This is a genomic window from Pseudoalteromonas sp. 5Ae-yellow (assembly GCF_014077565.1).
In the GTDB taxonomy this organism is placed as follows: domain Bacteria; phylum Pseudomonadota; class Gammaproteobacteria; order Enterobacterales; family Alteromonadaceae; genus Pseudoalteromonas.
In genome coordinates this window covers 1-20865 of the sequence record NZ_JACGWD010000059.1, presented here as the reverse complement: position 1 = coordinate 20865, position 20865 = coordinate 1, and the positions used below count along the sequence as shown (strand labels likewise).

Here is a 20865-nt window from a genome sequence, read left to right as displayed (position 1 = left end):
ATCGGTGTTGAGTACCCTAGAGTTATAAAGTGGCGGGAAAATAAGCTTCTACATAAAATGTAACTCTATTGATCATTATTATATAAAAAATGCCGCTAACAAGCGGCATTTTTTTATTTTAATAAACTTACCCGCGAGGAATAAAACCAAGCGCATCGTATACCGATTTTAATGTTTTCTCGGCACGTACGCTGGCTTTTTCAGCACCTGATTTCATTATGCTATCAAGTAGATTTTGATCTTCTCTGATCTCTTTGAAGCGAGCTTGAATTGGCTCAATCATGTTTACAACTGCATCAGCTGTATCTTTCTTTAAATGGCCATACATTTTATCTTCATACTCAGGCACTAGGTCTTCTATTGAGCGCTTAGTTGCAACACTCAATAAAGTAAGCAAGTTTGATACACCCGGCTTTTCTGTGCGATCAAAATAAATACGTGCTTGTTCGTCTGAATCAGTTACTGCTTTTTTAAGCTTCTTCACAATTTGTTTAGGCTCATCTAATAACATGATGTAACCATTTGGGTTTTCGTCAGACTTAGACATCTTTTTAAGTGGATCTTGCAAGCTCATTACGCGTGCACCAAACTCAGGAATGTACGGCTCTGGTAATTTAAATACGTCGCCGTATAAATTATTAAAGCGTGTTGCTATATCGCGAGTCAGCTCTAAGTGTTGCTTTTGATCTTCACCGACGGGTACTTGATCAGCTTGATATAATAAAATATCCGCAGCTTGCAATACCGGATATGAAAATAAGCCTACGTTTACGTTATTTGCATGCTTAGATGACTTGTCTTTAAACTGAGTCATTCGATTAAGCTCACCCATTTGCGCGTAACAATTTAATACCCACGCTAACTGTGCGTGCTCAGGTACTTGTGATTGTACAAATAAAGCAGATTTTTCAGGGTCAATCCCACATGCCGCGTAAAGAGCAATACCATCCAACACTCGAGAGCGCAGTAATTCAGGCTCTTGGCGAACTGTAATAGCGTGTAAGTCTACTAACATAAAGAAACTTTCGTGGTCTTCCTGTAACTTTAGCCACTGGTTAATAGCGCCAACATAGTTGCCTATTGTCATACCACCGGTTGGCTGAATGCCGCTTAAAACTACTGGTTTACTCATGATTTTCCTTTATTTGGCTTAATTAATAATATTTAACGCTGCGTTAGAACAGGTATTATATCTAAGAAGTGATCGCATAGGTACTGTGGATTATAATCCTCAAGATTTTCACCTTGGTTATAGCCATAACTAAGTGCAATTACGTCTATATTCGCGGCTTTAGCTGCAAGTATATCGCTTTTAGAATCACCTATCATTATTGCTTTATTAGGCTGAGCATTTAGTTTTTTGCAGGCAAATAGCAATGGCTCTGGCGATGGTTTTTTTGCCATGTCGTCACCGCATACAATCACATCAAAATGACTCGTTAGTGCCAGTTTATCGAGTAATTTTTCTGTAAATATTCGAGACTTATTAGTGATTAATGCTTTAGGCATACCACGAAGTGCTGCAAGCCCTGTTTCTACATGTTGGTACAAAACACTATACTCACCAACTTGTTGTTCATAGTGCTTATAAAACTCTAATATTGCTTTACCACTAAGTGACTCATCTAGATGTTCACTCACTTGCATATCGCCACTCAAAGCGCGTTTAACGAGGACCTCAACCCCATTACCGACCCAACTTTCCACCAAGCGTTGGCTAACAATAGGGAAAGCAAGACCACTCAAGGTTAAATTAATAGCAATATACAAGTCGTAAACACTATCAACCAAGGTACCATCTAAATCAAATAAGGCGACATCGTACTTCATTACTTAACACTTCCAAGCTGTTTACGCATTTGATCAATCACAACCTTGTAATCTGGTTGATTAAAAATAGCTGAACCTGCAACAAACATATCAGCACCCGCTTGTGCTGCTGCTGCAATATTATCGACTTTAATACCCCCATCAACCTCTAAGCGAATTTCTCGACCCGATTCAATAATGCGTTGCTTAGCTTGGCGTAATTTTTCAAGCGTATGAGGGATAAAGCTTTGCCCGCCAAAACCTGGGTTAACCGACATAAGTAAAATGGTATCTAGCTTATCAATAACATGATCTAAATAACTTAAGCTTGTAGCAGGGTTAAACACTAAGCCTGCTTTACAGCCGTGATCTTTTATTAACTGTATTGTACGATCGACGTGCTCACTGGCTTCTGGATGAAAAGTAATAATTGATGCGCCAGCCTCTGCAAACAATGGAATAAGACTATCTACAGGCTTAACCATTAAATGTACGTCGATAGGTGCTGTAATGCCGTAATCTCTGAGTGCTTTACACACCATAGGACCAATTGTGAGATTAGGTACATAGTGATTATCCATTACATCAAAGTGAACCACGTCAGCGCCCGCTTCGAGTACTTTATCAACATCTTCGCCTAGTTTTGCAAAATCAGCAGACAAAATAGAAGGGGCTATTAAATATTTTTGCTCTGGGTTAAACATGATTAACTCCATCAATAAATAGTGTATTGCGTTAATGTAACTTAATTGAAGATGTTACCCAAGTAATATGGCGTAATAGCCCCTATTTCAGGTAACTTTAAGTTTGATATTTAATCAATATTTGCTATGATTAAAAAAGTAACAAATTATTGGATTTCATCATGCGTGCTTTTAAAACTGGGATATTAATTGCGTCGGCATTACTGCTTATCGGGGCGCTTAGCTTTGATTCAAGCTCTGAGCAAGAATTAAGCTCAGTGGGTAATTGTCATAATACACAAGTGGTAAGTGCTCAAAACACATTAACTACAATCACGTGTATTAAAGCTGAAGAAGAGTCATCGTGGTTTTCGTGGTTAACTGGCGATAGCCGTAGTGCTCAGTTTCATTACCTCGATTTACTAGAGCTACTTACTAGCCCTGATGATTCTAAAAACACTCCATCTTTAAAACCTTTATTTTAAATAATGCTGCAATTTTTTAGTGCGTTGCAAAGTGTGCTAGCAGCATTTTTTGGTGTTCAATCTGAAAATAAACGCCAAGTCGATTTTAAACAACACTCTCCTATCTCTATCATCCTAATTGCGATTGTACTATTTATTGCTTTTGTTATCGCAATTTACGCTGTGGTTGCTTGGGTGCTAAATACATAGCCATCAACTCGTCAACTTTATTTCTAGAGCCACCTTTGGGGCTAATAGTGCGCTTTACTTGAATTTGGTCAAGTGATGCTTGGCTATAAATTTTTCGAGTCCATACGGTATCGTGATTAGAGATAAGCACTGGTGTATCATTTTCAAAGGCAGCCTTCTCAGCCAGATTAGCCAAATTAGCCTGATCATCTAAATTAAACCCCCCTTTAGCGTAAGACGTAAAAGAAGCGGTTTTACTTAATGGTACATAAGGTGGGTCGCAATAAATAACTGCATTGTTAGGCACTAACTTAAAAACGTCATCGTAATCTAAACAGGTAAAGGTTGCTTTTTGTGCTTTTTCAGCAAAAAAATACATTTCTTTTTCAGGAAAGTAAGGCTTTTTATATTTACCAAAAGGCACATTAAAAATACCTTTTAAATTATACCTACAGAGTCCGTTGTAACCATGGCGGTTCATGTATAAAAACAATATTGAACGTTCATATACATCACGACTTTGATTAAACTGCACACGATATTCGTAATAAGCATCTGCGTGATTATTCAAATCTACAAATAACTTTTTAGCGTCACTAATCAGCTCATCTGGAGAGCTTTTCAGCTCTTTGTATAAGTTAATTAAGTCTGCATTTATATCGTTGAGAATATAGTGTTTAAAGTCACTATTTAAAAACACAGAGCCTGCACCAACAAAAGGTTCAACCAACGTATCAGCGTGCTTGCTAGCTTGGTTTAATCGCGCATTAATATTTTCAACTAGGCTGTATTTTCCGCCGGCCCATTTAAGGAAGGCTCTACTCTTTTGCTGCATTGGCTCTTTACTTCAATCTGGTGTTGCGCGATTTTACACTAAAGCAGTGTGTTTTACTGATCAACGAGTGCTATTTCTTGCTTTATTTTACTAATTTTTTTATAGAAAGGTTTATTTTTTCTAACCTCAGCAGATAAAGTATCCATTGCTGATTTTGCTTCGTTTATACTTTCAAAACTGCCAAATGTAACAACCCACCATATTTTATTATTTCGCTTTGTTTGGTAAGTATGAGTTTGCTGCTGTAGATTGAATTGAGCAATAAAATTATCGCTAACCTCCTGCTGAGTTACGGCTAATAATTGAATAACACTATTTGTATCTATTTGCTGCATGTACCATATATTATTTTGGCTACTCTGGGTTTGCTCTGCTGTATTTACTTTTAGAGCTTCAGATTTAACGTCACTTGATACACTGCTTTTATTATTAGCACTATCATCAACATCATTGTCTAATACGTTAACTGTGTTGCCAGGTTCGGTAAGGCTTTGCATGATGGCAGGTACATCATTAATGTGTACACGCTCTGGCTTAATATCCGGCTCAACTACTTCAAGTTCATTTAAGTTAATTATTGAGTCATTTTTCTTTATAGCCGGCTCACTTACTTGCTCTATAGATATTGCTGTATTTATTACTTGTGTTTCTTCTTGCTGATAATACTGTTGCCACCACTGCGTCATATCCGACTTATAAAGCAGACCAATAATTAAAAGCATAATCAGCAACATCAAAATCAATAAGTGTAATCGCCAAGACATTTTGTCTTTAACAATAATATCGGCTATGTGCTCACTAGGTTGCCAAGCAAGCAATAAGCTTGGATTACCATGAGCCTCAGCTAAAAAAGTACTAAATACAGGGTCTTCATCATAGGGTAGGTCTGTAAAGTACCACTGCAATAACATCTTGCTTTCTCGAAGCGTTAGTGGCTCCAAATAAATTTCAACAGCGTTATTTAAAGCCAGTTTAGACTGTGAAGCTATTATAATATATAGCGTATTTGGGCTGTTTTTAGAAAGTAACTCAAGCTCAATTAACATCTCATCAGATAATTGCCTACCGCCATCAAGTACCCATAAACATGGCCCGCATGGTTGCTGCTGCAGTAATTGGTAATAGTTTTCAGGTAAACTTAAGTTATGATCAATCAGGGGAGAGTTAAAGCTTTGCTCTAATAACTCACTCATTAGCTGAGCATCAGTCATTTGTGCACTTACTTGCACGAAGGCTTTATTAAAGTCGTTGTATTTATCTGTAATGAAGGTTTCGAGCATATAACTTTTACCTAGCCCAGAAGTGCCAAGTAAAACAATTAAATTTTGCCCATACTCAAATTGCAGTGCGATTCTATCCACCAAAGCCGCACGGCTTGGTAAAATTTGTGACTGCATTTACTGCTCGATTAAGTCTCTAACTTGATCATCAGATACATTATCAACTAATGCACACTGGCCAAATTGGGTAGGTAGAATAAAGCGGATAGTGCCTTTTTTATTCTTTTTGTCTTTACGCATATGCGTTAAAAACTGCTCGCTAGTCATTTGCTTTGGAATTTCTGTTGGTAAATTATATAGCTCAAGCAGCTTAATAATTCTATCAACTTCGCTTGCGCTTAAATCTTGGCGTGTCTTGGCAAGTTTAGCTGCTAATACCATTCCTGTTGCAACAGCTTCGCCGTGTAACCAAACGCCATAACCCATCTGTGCCTCAATTGCATGGGCAAATGTATGGCCTAAGTTTAACAAAGCCCGTAAGCCATGTTCTTTTTCATCTTGAGCAACTATAAGCGCTTTTATTTCACAACATCTAAAAATGATATGCTGTAAGCATGCTTCATCTAGTTGCTGTAAATTAGTCACATTTCGCTCTAAATAGGCAAATAATTCGGTATCGTAAATCAGACCATACTTAATTACCTCAGCCATACCTGCTGCAAACTCTCGTGCAGGTAGAGTGTGTAATGTTTGCGTATCAATAAAAACCGCTTGAGGCTGATAAAATGCCCCTATCATATTTTTACCTAACGGATGATTTACTGCCGTTTTTCCACCTACCGATGAATCAACCTGTGAAAGCACTGTCGTTGGTATTTGAATAAACGGTACGCCGCGCTGATAACAAGCCGCTACAAAACCAGTTAGGTCACCTACAACACCGCCACCTAACGCAATTAAACACGTATCTCGGCCACAGTTATTTTGTAGTAAAAATGCTGATATTTTTTCAAACCATTCTAGTGATTTATATTGCTCACCGTCAGGAATAATAAAAGATAGCGGATTTAGATCAGCTAATGAATCAAGTAACCTTTGCAAATATAAAGGCGCTATTGTGTCATTAGTAATGATGATAGGCCGACAATCACCAATGTGGTGAACCAGGCGGCCATTATCTTGAAGTGCAGATTGCCCAATATAAATAGGATAACTTCGCTCGTCCAAATTAACAGTTAATTTAAGCATGCTTGGCTATTCCTTTATTATTGGTTTTTAAAAATCTAATTTCTCGATGATTTGGTTAGCAACAACTTTAGCGCTTTGCTCATCGGTACGTACAACAAAATCAGCAACTTCTTTGTATAGTGGCTCGCGTTCTTCTGCTAAGCGCTCTAGTACGTTACGAGGTGCTTCTTCAGTTTGCAGTAATGGGCGACGCTTGTCGCGTTGCGTGCGTGCAACTTGCTTCTCTATAGGTGTCTCTAGGTATACAACGATACCTCGAGCAGAAAGCTTGTTTCGAACTTCTTTGCTCATTACTGAACCACCACCGGTAGCAAGTACAATACCTTGCATCTCGGTTAAATCGCCAATAACAGACTCTTCTCGAAGTCTAAAGCCTTCTTCACCTTCAAGATCGAACACCCATGCAATATCTGCACCTGTGCGGCGTTCGATTTCTTGATCAGAATCAACAAATTCAAGGTGTAATTGGTCAGCGATGTGACGACCAATCGTGCTTTTGCCAGCCCCCATGGGGCCAACTAGAAATATATTACGTTTCTCAGCCATATCTTTTAGTACAAACAAACTCTAAAATTTGAAATAAAACCCCGCCTAACGACCTGGCCCCAAAATTAAGGAGGGGATTATCTCAGTAATTGCGGGGGTATTTCAAGTCAATTAGCATAAAAAGCCATATAACGAGCAATTAATCTAAATAATCACCCGTTGGTTAACATAAAACCACTGTATTTTAATCAATTTGTATTTTTGGTGTCACAAAAATAAGTAATTCACGCTTTTCATTAAACTCACTTGTGGTTTTAAATAGTCTTCCTACGTAAGGAATGTCACCTAAAATTGGCACTTTACTCGTAGTATTAATGATCTGCTGCTGGAAAATACCACCGAGTACTACGGTTTGTCCATTCTCAACTAACACTTGAGTTTGAATCTCTTGGGTATCAATTGACACTGCTTCACCTGTTCCCGTTTGTACAGTATCACCACGTGTGTCTTGAGTAATAATTAAGTCTAGAATTACTTTATTATCAGGTGTGATATGAGGGGTTACTTCTAAGCTTAGTACCGCTTTTTTAAAGCTTACAGTAGTAGCACCACTTGAAGCTGACTCAGTGTAAGGGATTTCAGTACCTTGCTCGATTCGCGCTTTTTGCTGATTAGCCGCTATGATACGCGGGCTAGCAATAATTTCGCCTTTATTCTCTTCTTCAAGCGCACTTAGCTCTAAATCAATTAATGTACCGTTAGCCAATTTTGCTATGTGCAAACCAATACTGGCCGCAGGATTAGAAATTGGTAAATTTACATTTAATCGATCTGAAATACTTGGCGCATTTGAAGTTGATGTCGCATTATAAATACCTTCAGCGCCTTCAAGGGAGCCAGAAATACCAACACTACTGCCTTGATCACTAAAGCCCCAGCGTACGCCTAAGTCTTCAGTAACGTTATCGCGCACAGTTACCATTCGAGATTCGATTACAACCTGCTGTACCGGAATATCGAGTGTTTCTATCATCCGGCGAATGTTTTCTATACTCTTAACAGTATCTTTCACTAATAAAGTATTTGTACGCTGATCAACCGATACACTACCACGGGCAGTTATAATACTGTTCCTATCTGTTTTTAATAAGTCAGCAAAATTTTCGGCTTTAGCATAGTTTAATCGAATGTATTCACTATAGAGTGGTTCTAAGTCTTCAACTTGCTGTTTAGCTTTTAAATCCTTAGCTTCACGTGCCGCAAGCTCCTCTGCAGGCGCTACCATTAAAATAGAGCCATCCATTCGTTTGTCTAGCCCTTTAATACGCAATACTACGTCAAGCGCTTGATCCCACGGTACGCCATCTAAGCGCAGTGTTATATTACCTGTCACTGAATCACTGGTTACTAAGTTAAAATCGTTATAACCCGCAATAATTTGTAGTGCTGCACGCACAGAGATATCTTGAAAATTTAAGGTCATAGGGCGACCTTGGTACTCAACGCCACCGTCTAAATAGGCGTTTTGCGTTTCATCTTTTTCTACCGTCAGCGTTAAAATATTATCTATTTGCTGGTACGTAAATGTAAACTGAGCGTTTGGCTCAATAACAACACGACTTAATCCATCTTCTTTAAAAGTCTCAATATTACTTACAACAGTACCAAAATCTAATACATCCAGCTCATAAAGTAAGTCATCTAAAATATCAGTATGATGGAAGTCTGCATAAATTTTTCCGCCGCTCTCATGTACTTCAATTGCAGCTTGAGTGTCTTGTAAAAATACGAGTACTTTAGCTTCGCCCTTTTCACCACGTCTGAAATCAATTGACTGAATACGATTAATATAATTTCCACTTACATCACCTGAATCCATCACTACATCTTCGTTTTCAGATTCTGTAAGTGGGTTGTCCGATACGCGTATTGATACTAAATTATTATGAACTTCGGTTTCATAAATTTTTAATCTATCTAGGTTTACTGTTACTTTTAAACCACTATCAGTTAGAACATTAGTTACATTGCTAATCCCAGCTTGATTAACTGCAACATCATTTAAACCAACCTCTAACTCTGCAGTATCAAAAAACATTTCGATTCTGGCTGGGCTATTAAACACCTGAACTTTTGGCTCAAGCGTTAACTCTTCATCAAAAACAAGCTGTAATTCAGTCTCGCCTTTAAGTAATGGGTTATAACGAACATCATATAGTAATGGCCCTGCAATGGCTGTATTTACAGTGACTAAAGCAACAGCAACCAATAATACTCGTGAAATACGATGAAGCCAAAGTACGTCCTTATACATGCTATTTTTACCTTTTTTATTATTAATTTGCGCCATCTGTTGCCGCCTCTAACATTTCTAATTTAGTCAGGCGCTCTTTCCAACAACCAGACCCATCAGGGATTAATTCCACTAATTCTATATAATCATTGCTTACTGTTTTTACTTTTCCATCATAACTACCAAGGTAATTCCCTAACGTTACGCGGTGTAAAGTGTCATCTGCTGCTGTTATTAATGCCCATATTTGTCCACTAGAACCAATTGTGCCTTTCATTGCTAAGTTATCTAGCGGGTATTTCTCTAATGGTTCGCGACGACGCTCTTGATCTGGGTGCAAACAGTTTTTTACTTGCGTTAATTTATTTTGAATTATTTCAGGCTGGGGCGCTACAAATGGACTACGTAGCTGCCCTGCACTATATTCAAATATTTCAAACTTTGTAAGCTCAGGAATTGATTCAACCTTTGGTGTTGTACTTGCCTTAACTTGATCAATGAATTCTTTTTGCTCAGACGTATCATCATTACAACCAGCTAAAACAAACGCTATTGCTAAAGGTACTACGCGAAGGAGTTTCATTTTTTAACCCCTTCTTCATAACGATATGTTTTTGCAACAACACTGAATGTTAACTGTTTATCGCCCGATGATAAAATAGAAAAATCATGCAGGCTTACAATTCGTGGTAACTGAGCCACTTTACCAACAAACTCACCAAACTCATGATAGGTACCGATCACTTCAATTTTAATCGGCAGCTCGGTATAAAATTCTTTTTCAACCTCTGGCAACCAACCTATTTTTAAAAAAGTCAGGCCACTCGTTGTCCCAACATACGACAAATCATCAAGTAAACCAGGAGTTTCGTTTGAAGTAGGTAGACGTTTTAATAGCTGTGAAAACTTATCTTCCATTTCAACCATTTGTTGACGATAGATTTCAAGCTTACTCGCTACAGCATACTTAGTACGATAAGTAGTACGTAATTCAACTTCTTTAGCAACCGCACTATGGTAACTATCAATTTCATCAGAAACTAATAGGCTGTAACTAAAAAACAATACAAGTCCGGCAACAAACGTACAGCAAATTGCTTTAACTGCAATAGGCCAATCGCCAATGTTATCGAGCTCTATTTCATTCCAATCAATTTCACTCAGTGCTTTAAAATCAAGGCGCATCGCTAACCTCACCAATTTTATCAAATGGTTTTACATAAAATTCCATATTAAAATCACTAAGTAAACGCGAAGATTGATCGCCTGCAACAATGCCTTGCATTGAAGGATTCTCTAGTAAATATGAGCCTTGTACTTGGCGCAGCATTGTTGATAAACGGTTATTAGATTCACTGCGTCCCAATACATGTATTTGGCTGCCTCTGCGCTCGAGTTTTGTTAAATAAACGCCACCGGGCACTATTTTGGCAACTTCATCCATTATTTGCGTACCCAGGTTACGACTACTTTGTAATTCTTCAATAAGCCTCATACGCTGCTGTAAGTTTTCTTTTCTTTTATCTAAGCTTCTTATTTCACTTATTTTTTTATCTAACATGCTAATTTCTGAGCTTAAATAGTTATTCTTTAAGTTTTGCCCATCTTTTAAAGCACCATAAAAAGAGCTCAATAAATACATACTCGCAAAACAAATTATAACGACACCAACAAGTATAGTTACAAATTTCTTTTTCGATTCTTCGCGTTGTAATTCGCGCCAAGGCAGTAGATTTATATATGGCATGTTGAAAAACTCCTTAATGCCAACCCAGTCGCAATTGCAAACTGAGTTTTGTGACGCTGCATCACATTACGATCTACTTTAGGGGAAATTTCCATACTCTCAAAAGGCTCAGCAACGACAGAGTGAATACCGAGTTCTTCGATGAGCAATCGGTCGATACCTTTTATCATCGATGTACCGCCCGTTAATACAATATAATCTATTTGCTCTTTACCGCTGGTTGTTAAAAACATTTGCACAGCTCTGCGAACTTGTTGAAGTAACGAAGTTTGAAAAGGGGCTAATACTTCAAAGGTATAGTTTGGCGGTAAATCACCTGATGTTTTGCCTATTTCGGCTTCATCAAAGCCTTTATTATAATAAGCAACAATACTATTTGTATATTGATCGCCACCAAAAACTTGGTCACGGGTATAAATGGTTTCCCCAGCTTGCACAACACTTACAAGCATTAAAACTGCGCCAATATCGACCACAGCCACACACTTATTAAATGCATCGCTAGGTAATTGTTGATAGTAAACGTCCATAGCACGGCTCAATGCGTAGCTTTCTACATCTACTATTTTGGCTTCTAAATTTGCGGCTTCTAAAGCGCCCACCCGTGCTTCAACACTCTCAGTACGAGCAGCCGAAAGCAAAACATTCATTTTGCTAGGATCGGCCTCATTCGTCGAAAGCTTCTCAAAATCGAGGCTCACTTCATCAAGCGGGTAAGGGATTAAACTATCAGCTTCAATTTCAATTTGCGATTCAAGTTCAGCATCTGTTAACGATACATCCATGAAGATCACTTTTGTAATAACTGTTTGGCCAGAAACAGCCACTGCAGCAGATTTTAACGACTTCGGTAATTTTTTTCTTAATTTTGTAATAACGTTACCAATCGCTTCAATATCTTGGATTGTGCGCTCACTCATCGCACCTTTTGGCATCGGCTCAATTGCAAGTGCTTCTAGTCGAAATCCAGTTTCAATTTCACGTAAAAGCACCGCTTTGATAGAGTGCGATCCAATATCAATTCCTACCATCATCGGGGACGGTTTTTGAAATAGTTGACTTAGCATGTTTCAACTTGGCCTTTGTTTTAATAATAAACAAGTTATAATTTTTATCTGAAAAAATATTATTCATTTTTTAATCAATATATACTAGCAGTCAAAACTCGCAATTGGGAGTCCATTTAGGGAAATATAAGTGATTTTATTAAAACGAACTTTACAATTTTTTATCATTTGTGTGTTAATTGGTCTGATCACTTTGGTCAGTCTTTATTATTACGTTAAACCTGATATCCCCAGTGTGCAAGTTTTAAAAGACGTGCAATTACAAACTCCTATGCAAGTATTCACAAAAGATGGGCTTTTAATCAATCAATTTGGTGAAAAGCGTCGTATTCCAGTGACTATTGATGAAATTCCTCAAACCCTCATTAATGCATTTTTAGCGACAGAAGATAATCGATTTTACGATCATATAGGCATAGATCCTATAGGTATTGTACGTTCGGCTATTGTTCTTATATCTACCGGCGAGAAAAAACAAGGCGCAAGTACTATTACTATGCAGCTTGCTCGTAATTTCTTTTTAACTCGCGAAAAAGCATATATTCGTAAAGTTAAAGAAATATTTATAGCGCTACATATTGAAGGTGTATTAACAAAAGACGAAATTTTAGAGCTTTACCTTAATAAAATAGAATTAGGTAATCGCGCTTTTGGTATTGGTGCTGCAGCACAAGTTTATTACGGTAAGGAGTTAAAAGATTTAACACTTGCACAAATGGCGATGATTGCAGGTTTACCGAAGGCCCCTTCAGCTTTAAACCCAATTCGTAACCCAACGCGTGCAAAAGCACGCCGAAATGTTGTTTTAGGGCGTTTATTAACTGAAAATTATATTACTCAAGAAGAATATAACGAAGCAACGAGCCAACCTATCACCGCTTATTTTCATGGTGCTGAAATAAATTTATACGCCCCGTATATTTCTGAAATGGTGCGCGCTGAAATGGTCTCGCGCTATGGGGTAGATAAAGCCTACAACTCAGGTTTTAAAATTTTCACCTCGGTAGAGTCTAAAGTTCAAAAAGCAGCGCAAAACGCACTTGTAAACAACTTACATAATTACGATATGCGCCATGGTTTTAGAGGACCAACAGATGTTTTATGGGACCCTGAAACACAACCTGCTTTAACTGAGCAACAAATACTCAATAAATTACAAAGCGTAAATGAGTTGGGTACTTTGAAAGCAGCAGCCGTGCTTAGTGTTAATGATAAAACAGCGTCGGTATTACTTAAAAGTGGCGAGCGCACAACTCTTACTTGGGATAACTTAAAATGGGCGCGTAAATATATTACTCGTTACCGCCAAAGTTTTGCTCCAAAAGCAGCTACTGATATTTTAACGCCAGGTATGCAAATATGGGTACGTCAAAATGAAGATAACAGCTACTTATTAAGCCAAATACCAGAAGCATCAAGCGCTATTGTATCCCTCGATCCACAAGACGGTAGAATAAAAGCTATTGTAGGGGGTTACAGCTTTGAGCAAAGTCAATACAACCGAGCGATACAAGCTAAGCGTCAAGTTGGCTCTAATATAAAGCCTTTTATATACTCAGCAGCACTTGAAAAAGGTTACACGCTTGCGTCTATATTAAACGATGCACCTATAAACCAATGGGATAAGAGCCAAGGCGTGGCATGGCGTCCTAAAAACAGCCCTGCTGTTTACAACGGCCCTATTCGAATTCGCCGTGCTCTAGCGCAATCTAAAAACGTTATTTCGGTACGTTTACTACGCGGCGTTGGATTACAACGTACAGCCGATCATTTACTAAAATTCGGCTTTAAAAATGCTGACATTAACCGCAGTGAATCGCTAGCACTTGGTAGTGCTTCTATTACTCCGCTTGAACTTGCCCGAGGCATGAGTACATTTGCCAATGGTGGTCATTTAATTGAACCTTACTTTATCTCAGAAATTCAAGACGCTTACGGCAATGTATTGTTTAAAGCAAACCCTGCTCTTGCCTGTGACGAAGAGCCTTTGCCAACACACAATGCACTCTCAATGCATAATAGTGATGATGAAATGGAGCAAACGAAAAAATGTGCGCCGAGAATTATTTCTAAGCAAAATGCATTTTTAATTGCTGATGCTATGAATAGTGCAATTTGGGGGGGTGGTAGCTGGGCTCATAAAACAGGTTGGAGTGGAACCGGTTGGCGAGCACAAGCGCTAGATCGTCGCGACATTTCAGGTAAAACAGGCACAACTAATGACTCAGTAGATACCTGGTTTAGCGGTTTTAATAGTAATGTGATGACCTCAGTTTGGGTTGGTTTTGATAACCCGGGCAACGCTCTTGGTCGCTCTACGTATAATAACAACCTAGATAGCAGCCAAATATCAGGTGCGGAATCTGGCGCTAAAACCGCGCAGCCAGCTTGGGTTGAATTTATGAAAGCGGCACTTGAAGGCAAGCCTGAAGCCCCAATTGAGCCGCCTGAGGGACTTGTTTCTATTCGTATTGATTTAGCTACTGGTTTATTAAGCCATAAAAATGACTACACGAGTCGATTTGAATATTTTGAAAAAGGCACCGCACCTACAAAGTATGTGCTATCTCAGCCTAGCGATATATTTGAAGAAGACACTAAAACAGAAGAAGAGCTATTTTAGTAATATGTATGTAATACAAAAACGGCAGCTTATTTAAGCTGCCGTTTTTGTTTAAACCAAAGGTTTATTTTAAGTTTTGAACAAGCCAATATAAATCAGAGTGCACACCCGCAGCGGTCACTTCCCTACCCGCTCCTGGCCCCTGAATCACTAATGCATTATCGCTATACAATTTGCTATTAATTACAAAAATATTATCGCCAGGTGTAAGGTTTGCTAACGCATCGCCATTAGGCACATACGCTATTCCCACTTTAGCAATTACTTCACCTTGTGTGATTTCTAACAAGCCCGTATATCTAAGTACTGAATTTTTAGACTTTGCTGTCACTGCATGCTCTTCGATGAACGCGTCTAGCTGTGCTTTTTTATTTAAAAAGTCATCCCAACTTCCCAGCGCAAGCTCATCTGGCATCAATGCCGATAAGCTAATATCGTCAAGTTCAAGCTCAACACCTAGCTCTCGGGCTAAAATAAGTAGCTTACGCTGCATATCTCGCCCAGATAAATCTTCGCGAGGGTCTGGCTCTGTGACTCCCATTTTCTGAGCTTCCAGTAGCAACTCAGAAAATGGCCTTGTTCCATCATATTTACTGCATAGCCACGAAAGCGTGCCTGAGAAAACACCTTCTATACGTGTTATTTTATCGCCACTATTTTGCAAATCAGCCAAAGCAAAGTTAATAGGTAAGCCAGCGCCTACACTGGTGTTATATCGCCAATGTAAATTACGTTCTGTAATATTACTACGAAGTGCTTTATACCAAGTAGTCGGTGCTGTTCCAGCGTATTTATTAGCACTAATCAAATGACAGTTTCTATCTACAAAGTCTGGATATAACAAGCTAAATTGTTCACTTGCGGTAATATCAATTACAATTTTATGCTCGTAATCGAGCTCATTTATAGCATTCAGTAAATCTGCAGATTGATAGCTATTTGCCTCATGCTGCCATTGAGTTTTCCATTGCTGTGTATTAATACCACTTGCATTAAACAGCATTTTTTTAGAGCGAATTAGACCGACTAATTTAATACTAAAGTCATCCGATAAACGCTCAAATTGTGCCGATAACTGTTTAATGAAAACGTCGCCAACGTTACCAAGCCCCGCAACTATAACTGCGATTTCTTGGCCTTTATTAATTAGCTTATCGTGTAAGTCACTTTGTATATCACTATCTATAAATTGATCGGTAAGCAATAAAGCATAGCCAGTATCTTGATGGACAAAACGAGGTTTTATGCTGTGGAGTTTTAATAAATCTAATGCTTGTAAGCTTAATGTATTAACGTCTTGCTCAGGCGCTACAATTGCACAACCGTTTAAATTTGACTCGCTAATATTTGCCCTACCCGCAAAATAATTAATAACCAGATAAGTTTGTGCTGCAGGTACTACTAAATACACTTCACCATTATGGTTAAAGTGATGAAGGCTATGCTGAATAAGCTGACTAACACTTGCAACCTCGCCTTCACTTAATCCTTCAACCATTAATAGGTCAACATTTTGCAACGTGGTTATAAAGCGCTTTTTCTTCGCTGAACCTTCTTTTACTATATCTGTTGGACTTGCTTGTACGTCAAAACTACTGCGAACAGCTAGCTTAATATCTGTGTTTTTAAGAGGCGATAGTGTTTTTGCATGTAATACAGGGTTACCCAAACGAGCTAATAAATTAGCCTGCCCACGGCAAATTTTGCCGTATTTAATCGCTTTTTGTACCTTGCGAGGATCAGTGCTATACACCCCCTGTGTATCAGTCCAAATACATACTTGCTTAGCATTGCAATAATTTGCAAGTAGTGTTGCACTGTAGTCACTCCCATTTCGGCCAAGTGTTACAGTCTCGCCTTTGATATCTGCGGCAATAAACCCAGTAACAACATTTATTTTATTAGGCAAAATTAACTGCCCACATTGCTGCGCATTTTGCGCATGCATTAATTCGCCATCATTTAAGATAAAAAGAGTACGTGCATCTTGAGCGCATGCCTCAATATTTAGCTGCTGTAAATAAGTAGCGAGTAAACGTGCTGACCACAGTTCGCCATGTGCAAGTAATGCAGCCTCTTTTAGCTGCTCAGCTTGAGCAAGTTCTGCAATATAGCTAAGTTCGATACTTAGTGTTTTAAGTGCACTTCGTTTTAAATCGGCTTCTAATAGCTGCTCTATTAAATCACTTTGATGGTTATTTAACTGCAGTAAAATATCAGCGACAGCTTGCGTGTCTTGCTGCTGATAACTTTGCCACAACGACACAAGTGTATCTGTAGTTTTACCTGCAGCAGACACCACAACACAGTCGCCCGTCTGAGTATGCCCAATAATTATTTTAGCTACGCTTTGATAGCGCTCACTAGAGCTTAAGCTTGAACCACCAAATTTATGTACACAATTGACCATATTAATCACCAAAGCGCCGGACGGGCTGCACTTAATTTAACGTTACCACCAGGAGTGCCTGCTCCTTTGCCTACACGGCCAACATTTTTATTTTGCCCTGGTTTTACAAGTTCAAACACTCGTTCAAAATCAGCGACTAAATCGTGTATATCTTCAATACCTACCGAAATACGAATAAGCGTATCGCCCACACCCGCCTCTAAACGTGCTGTTGCCTCCATACCTGCGTGCGTCATAGTTGCAGGGTGACAAATTAAGCTCTCTACGCCACCTAATGACTCAGCTAAACTAAACGTTTTAAGGCTAGTTAAAAATGCCGCAGCGTCGTTTATATCGCCTTTAATATCAAAACTAACCATGCCACCAAAACCAAGTTGCTGTGCTTTAGCCAGCTCATGTTGAGGATGTGACTCAAGACCTGGGTAGTAAACTTGGCTTACATATTCAGAGCTTCCAAGGTACTTAGCTATTGCCAGTGCATTTTCTTGATGCTGCCTTAGGCGCACATTTAAAGTACGTAAACCACGAAGCGTTAAATAGCTATCAAAAGGCGCACCCGTAATACCAATGTTATTAGCCCACCAAGCAAGCTCATCGCCTAACTCTTGTGTTGCGGCAATAACAGCGCCGCCTACTACATCTGAGTGTCCGTTAATGTATTTAGTGGTTGAATGCACCACAATATCTACACCAAATTTAATAGGGTTTTGTAAAGCCGGCGACAAAAACGTGTTATCTGCGGCAACCAAAGCTCCGCATTGCTTAGCCACATCGGTAACCGCTTTAATATCTGTTAAACGAAGTACTGGGTTACTTGGGGTTTCTATCCAAATAAGCTTAGGTTTAATTACTAAAATTTGTTGAAGGCTTTCTTCTTTTGTTAAATCTAATATTTTGAGCTTTAGTAGCCCGCGTTTTTGTAAAGATGTAAATAAACGATAGCTGCCACCATAACAATCATGCGGAATTACTAACGTATCGTCACTATTAAGTAGCTGAGTAGCTAAATGCACGGCAGCCATGCCTGTAGCTGAAATTATGCCACGAGCGCCACCTTCAAGCTTAGCAAGCGTCTCAGCTAAAATATCACGATTAGGATTACCGCTACGACCATAATCATACTCACGCTTAGTATCAAAGTCGGCAAACGAATAAGTAGTCGATAAATAAATTGGCGGTACCACCGCACCATGATGTTTATCAGCATCAACGCCGTTACGTACAGCAATGGTTGCTTTGTTTTTTTCGCTCATATTCGTCACCTGATTAATTTGGATGTTTAGACGTCCAAAAGAGTAAGTTATCCGTTTTGATAAGTCAAAGTATTTTAAAGCTCTAGATGGCTAAAAGTAGAAGGAGCCTCTGCGAATACCACATTTTAGCTCACAAAAGTGTGCTTATCTTTACACTCACAATAGGCTTATTAAGATAGATCGGTATCTATTATTTGACTATCTTTTTTAAATCGATAGAATTTCACGCATATTTACACGCTTTTTATACCGTGTGAGAAATTAATAATCTGAGGCAACGATACATCTTATGGCTAAATGGAATGGTGAGTATATTCACCCATACGCAGAACACGGTAAAAAATCAGAGCAAGTTAAAAAGATCACCGTTTCGATCCCGCTAAATGTATTAAAGGTATTAACTGACGAACGTACACGTCGTCAAATCAATAACCTTCGCCATGCTACAAATAGTGAATTGCTATGTGAGGCATTTTTGCATGCTTTTACTGGCCAACCTTTACCAAATGACGATGACTTACGTAAAGATAACGCCGAAAAAGTGCCAGAAGAAGTTAAAAAAATAATGCAAGAAATGGGTCTAGAAGTGCCCGTTTTAAACGAAGAATAAATACTACAAAGACAAAAAAACCTCAGTAATTACTGAGGTTTTTTTATGTCTAAATTTTATTGCATAGCTCTACTGTATAGATTTACTGCATATAATTTTCTGGCAAATCAATTTGCGCAACACCTGACTCAACAGCAGCTAGGGCAACAGCTCTTGCTATACGCGGCAGTAAACGAGGGTCCATTGGTTTTGGAATAATATACTGTGCACCAAATTCTAATTTATCTACGCCTGCTGCTTTTAAAACTTCTGCAGGTACAGGCTCTTTAGCAATACTACGGATAGCCTCAACTGCAGCAATTTTCATTTCATCGTTAATAGCGCTTGCACGCACATCAAGCGCACCACGGAAAATAAACGGGAAACATAAAACATTGTTAACCTGATTAGGGTAATCAGAGCGCCCTGTTGCCATAATTAAATCGTTACGTGCGCCGTGCGCAAGTGCAGGATCAATCTCAGGATCTGGGTTTGAACATGCAAACACAACTGGTTTTTCAGCCATTAGCTTTAAATCTTCAGCCGCTAATAAGTTAGGGCCAGAAACACCTACAAACACATCAGCATCTGCAATTACATCTTGCAATGTACGCTTATCTGTATTGTTAGCAAAAAGCTGTTTATATTCATTTAAATCATCGCGGCGGGTATGAATAACACCTTTGCGGTCAAGCATGTAAATGTGTTCGCGCAGTGCTCCGCACTTAATTAACAGCTCCATACACGCAACAGCGGCAGCGCCAGCTCCTAAACATACAATAATTGCATCTTCAATTGACTTACCTTGTACTTCTAGCGCATTTAACATGCCCGCAGCAGTTACAATCGCAGTTCCGTGTTGATCATCATGAAAAACAGGAGTGCTACAACGCTCTATTAATGCTTTTTCAATTTCAAAACACTCTGGTGCTTTAATATCTTCAAGGTTAATACCACCGAATGTATCGGCAATATTGGCAACCGTATTAATAAAGTCTTCTGTCGTACGGTGCTTAACTTCAATATCAATTGAATCAAGGCCAGCGAAACGTTTAAACAATAACGCTTTACCTTCCATTACAGGTTTAGATGCTAAAGGGCCTAAATTACCAAGTCCGAGAATTGCAGTACCATTAGTGATAACCGCAACCATATTACCTTTACCGGTATATTTATATGCATTTGCAGGATCTGCAGCAATTTCACGTACAGGTTCGGCAACGCCTGGGCTATAAGCTAGGGCTAAGTCTTGAACTGTTTCAGCGGGCTTTGTTAGCTCAATGCTAATTTTACCAGGTACGGGGTGTGAGTGATAATGTAGTGCTTGTTCACGAAAGTCAGACATAACGCGATGGTATCCTGCAATTTAAGTTAAAGTGAGAGGTGGAGTCTTGGGGTACGATACCCTTATTATTTTTAAATTCCAAGCAATATCAGGTCTATCCTGTTATATACTATATCCTTTAATTTTAAGAGGTTTTTCAGTAACTTTGCAGGATTATATAAACATTTAATAAATAAAAATTCACCTAAAAAGTAAGTTTTAAGGTGCTTTTATGCCTAGTGAAATATTAAAAAAATGTATGTATAAAGTATCACCATAAACTTAAATAACTGCCTACTACTCTACTTTAAAAACAGATAAGCCCACGTTAGCTACTTTTATCAACCTAGTTAAAAATTGTACTATTTAAAATATAGAGAATATCTATCGATTTGTCTGTAAAGGTTTATGCATACTCAGAATAAGAATAGGAAATAGTTATGCAAAGAGGGATATAGCTAAAGTCAGCGAAATAAGATAATAAACAACAAATTTTAGGCACATCGAGTAGGGTGAGGCTTTTGCCTCATCCCTCTCACAGAACCGTACGTACGGGCCTCGTATACGGCTCCTGTATTCTTCTATCCCTTCGGCTTATTTTCTAAACGCCGATTGAGCAAGCCAT

Annotated in this window: 19 protein-coding genes; 4 read left to right on the top strand and 15 right to left on the bottom strand. The window is 38.7% G+C overall.

What is annotated here, in order from left to right:
* Positions 1-127: 127 nt before the first annotated feature.
* Genes trpS through rpe form a run of 3 tightly spaced genes read right to left on the bottom strand, consistent with a single transcriptional unit; the run spans position 128 to position 2513 of the window.
* On the bottom strand, positions 128-1132 hold the full coding sequence (gene trpS, locus H4J63_RS14980) for a tryptophan--tRNA ligase (RefSeq protein ID WP_182197341.1): 1005 nt from the start codon (positions 1130-1132) through the stop codon (positions 128-130).
* A gap of 32 nt (positions 1133-1164) precedes the next feature.
* The gene (locus tag H4J63_RS14975) at positions 1165-1830 is read right to left on the bottom strand and encodes a phosphoglycolate phosphatase (protein ID WP_182197339.1); all 666 of its coding nucleotides are present in this window, start codon (positions 1828-1830) and stop codon (positions 1165-1167) included.
* Entirely contained in the window at positions 1830-2513 is a 684-nt protein-coding gene (gene rpe, locus H4J63_RS14970) for a ribulose-phosphate 3-epimerase (RefSeq protein WP_182197337.1), read from the bottom strand. Before rpe ends, H4J63_RS14975 begins: the two co-directional genes overlap by 1 nt.
* 161 nt (positions 2514-2674) lie before the next feature.
* Between rpe and H4J63_RS14965 the strand changes: the two genes are divergently transcribed.
* Complete coding sequence (locus H4J63_RS14965; RefSeq protein ID WP_182197335.1) at positions 2675-2977, top strand: hypothetical protein; 303 nt, start codon at positions 2675-2677, stop codon at positions 2975-2977.
* A 3-nt stretch (positions 2978-2980) separates the two neighbouring features.
* Entirely contained in the window at positions 2981-3166 is a 186-nt protein-coding gene (locus tag H4J63_RS14960; RefSeq protein WP_081709141.1) for a DUF2970 domain-containing protein, read from the top strand.
* On the opposite strand, the gene H4J63_RS14955 is transcribed toward H4J63_RS14960, so the two are convergent.
* The 9 genes from H4J63_RS14955 to H4J63_RS14915 all read right to left on the bottom strand — a co-directional run bounded on the left by H4J63_RS14955 (position 3123) and on the right by H4J63_RS14915 (position 12041).
* Positions 3123-3980 carry a Dam family site-specific DNA-(adenine-N6)-methyltransferase gene (locus H4J63_RS14955; RefSeq protein WP_007586285.1) on the bottom strand — a complete coding sequence of 286 codons (858 nt, stop codon included), beginning with the start codon at positions 3978-3980 and terminating at the stop codon, positions 3123-3125. The genes H4J63_RS14960 and H4J63_RS14955 overlap by 44 nt on opposite strands.
* 53 nt (positions 3981-4033) lie before the next feature.
* Positions 4034-5377 (bottom strand): AAA family ATPase, encoded by a 1344-nt coding sequence (locus tag H4J63_RS14950; protein WP_182197333.1) that lies wholly within the window; start codon positions 5375-5377, stop codon positions 4034-4036.
* Positions 5378-6448, bottom strand: a complete 1071-nt coding sequence (aroB, locus tag H4J63_RS14945) for a 3-dehydroquinate synthase (RefSeq protein WP_007586276.1) — start codon at positions 6446-6448, stop codon at positions 5378-5380.
* A 27-nt stretch (positions 6449-6475) separates the two neighbouring features.
* Entirely contained in the window at positions 6476-6994 is a 519-nt protein-coding gene (gene aroK, locus H4J63_RS14940; protein WP_004589350.1) for a shikimate kinase AroK, read from the bottom strand.
* A gap of 184 nt (positions 6995-7178) precedes the next feature.
* Positions 7179-9284, bottom strand: a complete 2106-nt coding sequence (locus H4J63_RS14935; protein ID WP_010553794.1) for a type IV pilus secretin PilQ — start codon at positions 9282-9284, stop codon at positions 7179-7181.
* Positions 9271-9810: a pilus assembly protein PilP gene (locus H4J63_RS14930; protein WP_182197332.1), complete on the bottom strand. Its 540-nt coding sequence runs from the start codon at positions 9808-9810 to the stop codon at positions 9271-9273. The genes H4J63_RS14935 and H4J63_RS14930 overlap by 14 nt, the downstream gene beginning before the upstream one ends.
* Positions 9807-10412 (bottom strand): type 4a pilus biogenesis protein PilO, encoded by a 606-nt coding sequence (locus tag H4J63_RS14925; protein WP_182197330.1) that lies wholly within the window; start codon positions 10410-10412, stop codon positions 9807-9809. Before H4J63_RS14925 ends, H4J63_RS14930 begins: the two co-directional genes overlap by 4 nt.
* The gene (locus H4J63_RS14920) at positions 10402-10974 is read right to left on the bottom strand and encodes a PilN domain-containing protein (protein WP_182197328.1); all 573 of its coding nucleotides are present in this window, start codon (positions 10972-10974) and stop codon (positions 10402-10404) included. The genes H4J63_RS14925 and H4J63_RS14920 overlap by 11 nt, the downstream gene beginning before the upstream one ends.
* The gene (locus tag H4J63_RS14915) at positions 10962-12041 is read right to left on the bottom strand and encodes a pilus assembly protein PilM (RefSeq protein ID WP_182197327.1); all 1080 of its coding nucleotides are present in this window, start codon (positions 12039-12041) and stop codon (positions 10962-10964) included. Before H4J63_RS14915 ends, H4J63_RS14920 begins: the two co-directional genes overlap by 13 nt.
* Before the next feature lie 130 nt (positions 12042-12171).
* On the opposite strand from H4J63_RS14915, the gene H4J63_RS14910 reads away from it, so the two are divergent.
* Entirely contained in the window at positions 12172-14664 is a 2493-nt protein-coding gene (locus H4J63_RS14910) for a penicillin-binding protein 1A (protein WP_182197325.1), read from the top strand.
* A 64-nt stretch (positions 14665-14728) separates the two neighbouring features.
* Here H4J63_RS14910 and metL read toward each other — a convergent pair whose 3' ends face one another.
* Both metL and metB read right to left on the bottom strand, forming a co-directional pair.
* Positions 14729-17074 carry a bifunctional aspartate kinase/homoserine dehydrogenase II gene (gene metL, locus H4J63_RS14905; protein WP_182197324.1) on the bottom strand — a complete coding sequence of 782 codons (2346 nt, stop codon included), beginning with the start codon at positions 17072-17074 and terminating at the stop codon, positions 14729-14731.
* A gap of 5 nt (positions 17075-17079) precedes the next feature.
* Positions 17080-18327, bottom strand: coding sequence for a cystathionine gamma-synthase (gene metB / locus H4J63_RS14900; protein ID WP_182197322.1), 1248 nt, complete (start codon positions 18325-18327; stop codon positions 17080-17082).
* A gap of 289 nt (positions 18328-18616) precedes the next feature.
* Here metB and metJ point away from each other — a divergent pair, with 289 nt between their 5' ends.
* Positions 18617-18937 (top strand): met regulon transcriptional regulator MetJ, encoded by a 321-nt coding sequence (metJ, locus tag H4J63_RS14895; protein ID WP_007586263.1) that lies wholly within the window; start codon positions 18617-18619, stop codon positions 18935-18937.
* 82 nt (positions 18938-19019) lie between these two features.
* Here metJ and H4J63_RS14890 read toward each other — a convergent pair whose 3' ends face one another.
* Positions 19020-20261, bottom strand: coding sequence for a malic enzyme-like NAD(P)-binding protein (locus H4J63_RS14890; protein WP_182197321.1), 1242 nt, complete (start codon positions 20259-20261; stop codon positions 19020-19022).
* Between the last annotated feature and the right edge of the window lie 604 nt (positions 20262-20865).